Raw genomic sequence first — 4111 nt, forward strand, 5'->3', positions numbered from 1 at the left:
GCGGCTTCGATCCGCCGCGCCCCGGCGCAGACGGCGCTGTCGGGTCCCGCGGCCGGCGTCGTCGGCGCGCGCACCGTCGCGGCGGCGGCCGGCATCGGGGACATCATCACCGTCGATATCGGCGGCACCAGCGCGGATATCTGCCTGATCGCCAAGGGCGAGATCGGCCTGACCCAGTCCGGGCGCGTCGGCCCCTGGCCGCTCGCCCTGCCCATGGTGGACATGGTCACGATCGGCGCGGGCGGCGGCTCGCTCGCGCGGCTCGGCGCCGACGGCGCGCTGACCGTGGGGCCGCAGAGCGCCGGCGCGGATCCGGGCCCCGCCTGCTATGGGCGCGGTGGCACCGAGGCGACGGTGACGGATGCGCACATGGCGCTCGGCCACCTGCCGGCGGCGCTGCTCGGCGGGCGGATGGCACTCGACCGGTCGCTCGCCGAGGCGGCGGTGCGGCGCGTGGCCGAACCGCTCGGGCTGGGGCTGGAAGCGGCGGCACGGGGCATCCTCGCCATTGCCGACAACAACATGGTCGGCGCGATCCGCGTCGTCTCGGTGGAACGCGGGCATGATCCGCGCGACTTCACCCTCGTGCCCTTCGGCGGCGCAGGGCCGCTGCATGGCTGCGCGCTTGCCGACCTGCTCGGCATCACGCGCGTGCTGGTGCCGCCCGCGCCGGGGGTGCTCTGCGCGCAGGGTCTGCTCGCGGCCGACCTCAAGGCCGAGTTCACCCGCAGCGTCGCCGAACCCCTCGCGCGTGCCGATGCCGCGCGGCTGCACGCCGTGTTCACGGCGCTGGAGGCCGAGGCGGCGGAGTGGTTCGCGCAGGAGGAGGTCGCGCCGGACGACCGCCGCATCCGCCGCGTCGCGCTGATGCGCTACGAGGAACAGGGCCACGAGATCCCCGTGCCGTGGCGGGAGCCGGCGGATCTGCCGGCGCTCGGCCCCGCCTTCGCCGCCGCCCATCGCGGCCTGTACGGCTTCGACCTGCCGGGCGTCGGGATGGAGATCGTGACGCTGCGCGTCGAGGCGACCGGCGTGCTGCCCGCGCCCGCGCCGGCCGAAGCGGAACGCGGCGGCGCCGCGGGGGCCGAGGTCGGACGGCAGGGCATCCTGATCGACGGCCGGCTTGTCGATGCGCCGGTCTATGACCGCGCGCGCCTTGGTGCGGGTGCCGGCTTCGCCGGGCCGGCCATCGTCACGCAGCTGGACGCGACGACCCTCGTCGCGCCGGGCTGGCGCGCCGCGATGCATCCGTCCGGCGCGCTGCTGCTGACGCGGGAGGCATAGGCCGCGCGCGACCTTGCGACGCCATGCCCCCGGACCCATTCTGCGGGGCCTCGGAGGGCCACCATGCCGATCGATGACAAGCTGCCATTTCTGCCGGTGAACATCGCGGTCCTCACCGTGAGCGACACGCGCGACCTGTCCACCGACCGCTCCGGCCAGACGCTGCAGGAACGCATCGAGGCCGGCGGCCACCGCTGCGTCGCCCGCGAGATCGTGCGCGACGAGGCGGACGCCATCGAGGTGCTGCTGCGCCGCTGGATCGCCGACCCGGCGGTCGACTGCGTCATCACCACGGGGGGCACCGGCATCACCGGCCGCGACGTGACGCCCGAGGCGTTCAAACGCGTGCTCGAGAAGGAGATCGAGGGCTTCGGCGAACTGTTCCGCATGCTGAGCTACCAGAAGATCGGCACCTCGACGATGCAGTCCCGCGCGCTGGGCGGCGTGGCGGACGGCACCTACCTGTTCGCGCTGCCGGGCTCGACCGGCGCCTGCAAGGATGCCTGGGACGACATCCTGAAGTGGCAGCTCGACAGCCGGCACCGGCCCTGCAACCTGGTCGAGCTGATGCCGCGGCTGAAGGAACACCTGACGGCGGCGTGACGGGCGCCCGGCGCGTGGCGTGCCGGGCAGCGGCCCGTACCGTGTCGGGGCCACCGGACGCCACCCTAGAACAGCGCCAGCTGCGTCGCCCCGCCCACGGCCTCCGGCACCCGGAAGTGGGAACAGTCGAGCGCCCCCGTCCCGCCGCCGCGCCGTTCGAGCCCGAGCCGCCGTGCCGCGACCGCGAAGCGCTGTGCCAGCAGGTCGGCATAGGCGCCGGTGCCCTTCTGCCGCACGCCGAAGCGGCTGTCGTACAGCGCGCCGCCGCGGGTCTGCCGGATCAGGGAAAGGACGCGCGCCGCGCGGTCGGGCATGTGGCGGGCGAGCCAGTCCTCGAACAGCTGCTTGATCTCGAGCGGCAGGCGCAGCAGCACATAGCCGGCGCTGGTCGCCCCGGCGGCCGCGGCACGCTCGAGGATCGTCTCCAGCTCCGCGTCGTTCACCCCCGGGATCATCGGCGCGGCCAGCACGGCGGCCGGAATGCCGGTTTCGGACAAATTCCGGATCGCGGCCAGGCGCCGCTCGGGGGATGCGGCGCGCGGTTCCATGATGCGGGCGAGGCGCGGATCGAGCGTGGTCACCGACAGGCAGACCCGCACCAGGTTCCGCTCGGCCATCCGCCGCAGGATGTCGATGTCCCGCAGCACGCCGGCGGACTTGGTCACGATCGTGACCGGGTGGTCGAAGCGGTCCAGCACCTCCAGCACCGCGCGCGTCAGCTGCAGGGTGCGCTCGACGGGCTGGTAGGGGTCGGTGTTGGACCCCAGCGCGATCGGCTTGGCGATATAGCCCGGGCGGCGCAGCTCCTTCTCGAGCAGCACCGCCACGTCCGGCTTGAACAGCAGCCGCGTCTCGAAATCGAGGCCCGGGGACAGCCCCAGATAGGCGTGGGACGGGCGGGCGTAGCAATAGACGCAGCCATGCTCGCAGCCGCGATAGGGGTTCACGGCGCGGTCGAATCCGATATCCGGGCTCTCGTTCCAGGCGAGCGCCGACTTCGCGTGATCCTTGGTCAGGGTCGTGGGCAGCGGCGGCAGGTCGGCAAATGCGGCCTCGAGCGTCCCCCAGCCATCGTCGAAGGCTTCCCGTGCGCTGCGTTCGAAGCGGTTGGGTGGGTTGAGCCCGGCGCCGCGGCCCTTCCGGGCCGCCGGGGGAAGGGGCAGGGGAGGCTCGGCGCCGGGCGTGTCGAGGAAGGCGGTACCATCGGGCATGGCAAGGATCCCTCTCGGAGTTCTTGCTTTGTTCTCTCGTATCCTGGCCAGGCCCGCCTGGAGAGTCAAGAACAAGAAGGGAACGAGTGGTTAATGCGATTTTTACGAATGGGGTGGGTCGATGGGAACAAACCATGAATTGTCCATCATCATTCCGGCCCTGAACGCCGCGCCGCACCTGGCCGCGACGCTTACGGCGCTGTCCGGCGCGGCGGCGGAGGTCATCCTCGCCGATGGCGGCAGCACCGATCCCACCCGCGCCATCGCCGGGGCCGCTGGCGCGCGCATCGTCCTCGCCCCCCGCGGACGCGGGAGCCAGTTGGCGGCCGGCGCCGCCGTGGCAACAACGCCCTGGCTCCTCCTCATGCACGCGGATACGCGGCCGGGGCAGGGGTGGCAGGCGGCTGTCGCGGCATTCATGGCCGATCCAGCCAATGCCGGCCGCGCCGCCTATTTCCGCTTCGCCCTCGACGATCCCGCGCCCCAGGCGCGCCGGCTGGAAGGTGCGGTCGCCTGGCGCTGCCGCCTTCTGGCCCTGCCCTATGGCGACCAGGGCCTGCTGGTCCGCCGTGACCTTCTGGTCGCGATCGGCGGCATCCGCCCGCTGCCGATCATGGAGGATGTCGACCTGGTGCGCCGGCTCGGCCGCGCCCGGCTGGTCGGCCTCGACATTCCCTTCGTCACCTCGGCCGAGCGCTGGCGGCGGGACGGATGGTGGGGGCGCTCGGCGCGCAACCTCGGCTGCCTGGCGCTATGGTTCCTTGGCGTTTCACCGGCGCGCATCGCGCGGCTCTATGCCCGTCGCCGCTGATGCGCTTGGCTGGCTGGCGATGATCAGACCGACCGTGATCCTGTTCGCCCGGGCGCCGCGCCTGGGCACCGTGAAGCGCCGCCTCGCGCGCGGCATCGGTGACCGCGCGGCGCTGCGCTTCTATGCCGGCACCCTCGCGGCGGTGGCGCGGCCCATCGCGCGGGACCGGCGCTGGCGGACGCTGCTCGCGACCACGCCGCGC

Annotated in this window: 4 protein-coding genes and 1 pseudogene; 4 read left to right on the plus strand and 1 reads right to left on the minus strand. The window is 73.2% G+C overall.

The features are described 5' to 3' along the window. Positions 1 to 1284: hydantoinase/oxoprolinase family protein (locus HW577_RS21890; RefSeq protein ID WP_198378237.1), on the plus strand; the 1284-nt coding region annotated here is incomplete at its 5' end. 63 nt (positions 1285 to 1347) lie between these two features. Beyond that, positions 1348 to 1887 (plus strand): molybdenum cofactor biosynthesis protein B, encoded by a 540-nt coding sequence (gene moaB / locus HW577_RS21895; protein WP_198378238.1) that lies wholly within the window; start codon positions 1348 to 1350, stop codon positions 1885 to 1887. 65 nt (positions 1888 to 1952) lie between these two features. Here moaB and HW577_RS21900 read toward each other — a convergent pair whose 3' ends face one another. After that, on the minus strand, positions 1953 to 3098 hold the full coding sequence (locus HW577_RS21900; RefSeq protein ID WP_198378239.1) for a PA0069 family radical SAM protein: 1146 nt from the start codon (positions 3096 to 3098) through the stop codon (positions 1953 to 1955). 139 nt (positions 3099 to 3237) lie between these two features. Here HW577_RS21900 and HW577_RS21905 point away from each other — a divergent pair, with 139 nt between their 5' ends. Both HW577_RS21905 and HW577_RS21910 read left to right on the plus strand, forming a co-directional pair. Next, the gene (locus HW577_RS21905; protein WP_232475146.1) at positions 3238 to 3909 is read left to right on the plus strand and encodes a TIGR04283 family arsenosugar biosynthesis glycosyltransferase; all 672 of its coding nucleotides are present in this window, start codon (positions 3238 to 3240) and stop codon (positions 3907 to 3909) included. A gap of 19 nt (positions 3910 to 3928) precedes the next feature. Next, positions 3929 to 4111 (plus strand): annotated as a pseudogene (locus HW577_RS21910) (TIGR04282 family arsenosugar biosynthesis glycosyltransferase); the annotation flags it as partial.

The sequence above is a fragment of the Neoroseomonas rubea genome, assembly GCF_016106015.1.
GTDB classification, from domain to species: Bacteria; Pseudomonadota; Alphaproteobacteria; order Acetobacterales; family Acetobacteraceae; genus Neoroseomonas; species Neoroseomonas rubea.